This is a genomic window from Gardnerella sp. 30-4 (assembly GCF_001641215.1).
Taxonomy (GTDB): domain Bacteria; phylum Actinomycetota; class Actinomycetes; order Actinomycetales; family Bifidobacteriaceae; genus Bifidobacterium; species Bifidobacterium leopoldii.
The window spans coordinates 1-855 of the sequence record NZ_LXJL01000173.1 but is presented as its reverse complement, the minus strand read 5'-3'; the positions used below and the strand labels follow the sequence as shown (position 1 = coordinate 855).

Below are 855 nucleotides of genomic sequence, written 5' to 3'. Positions count from 1 at the left end.
ACTTAGTACTGTTAATTTGTTTTTTGTTTCAATATTTTATCAGTAAGATTTAAAATTTGCCGCAAGGTAGTGATTAAATGATGATAGTCGGTGCAGAAGCAAGTGAGCTTTGAGTATTCTTTGAATATTAAGGTATTGCGCCGATTGCAATTGGGCCAGCAATTGAGTTGATAATTGGGCTATCAATTGAAATAAAATCAAGCAATTAAGAATGCGGAATATTGTAACTAAAGCGATTATGCTATTGCAGTAGAGCTATTTGCGATTATTCTGTAAATTTCATACAAGGAGTAGGTATGAATAAAGCTCTTATTAACATTGATTATACGAATGATTTTGTGGCAAGCGATGGCTCTCTTACTGTGGGCGAGCCTGCGCAAAAGCTCGAAAAGCGTATTACTGAGATTTCGCAGGAATTTCTTGACGCCGGTGAGTTCGTGGTTTTTGCGATTGATACGCACCATTTGAACGATCCGTATCATCCTGAAACTAAGCTTTTCCCACCTCACAATATCGCAGGAACTCACGGCCAGAAGTTATATGGCGCGCTTGGTGATTTTTACGAAGCAAATAAAGATAAAAGCAATGTTTATTATATTCATAAGACTCGTTACTCGTCGTTTAATGGCACGGATTTGCTGATTAAGCTTCGCGAACGTCACATTGAAGAGCTGCATTTGGTGGGAGTTTGCACGGATATTTGCGTGCTTCACACTGCTGTCGATGCGTATAATCTTGGATTCAAGATTGTGGTTCACAAGGATGCCGTTGCAAGCTTTGATCCTGCAGGTCACGAATGGGCTTTGCGCCACTTTAAGACTTGCCTTAATGCGGATATTGTAGAAGGCTGAGAAT

The 855-nt window shown here is 39.8% G+C and carries 1 protein-coding gene; it reads left to right on the top strand.

Annotated elements, in window-relative coordinates; translation table 11 throughout:
- The first annotated feature begins 296 nt into the window (after positions 1-296).
- Positions 297-851, top strand: a complete 555-nt coding sequence (locus tag A5294_RS06450; RefSeq protein ID WP_004106205.1) for a cysteine hydrolase family protein — start codon at positions 297-299, stop codon at positions 849-851.
- Positions 852-855: the final 4 nt, after the last annotated feature.

Coding starts and splice junctions, on each gene's coding strand:
- A5294_RS06450 (WP_004106205.1), top strand. CDS start 297: ATGAATAAAGCTCTTATTAACATTGATTATACGAATGATTTTGTGGCA.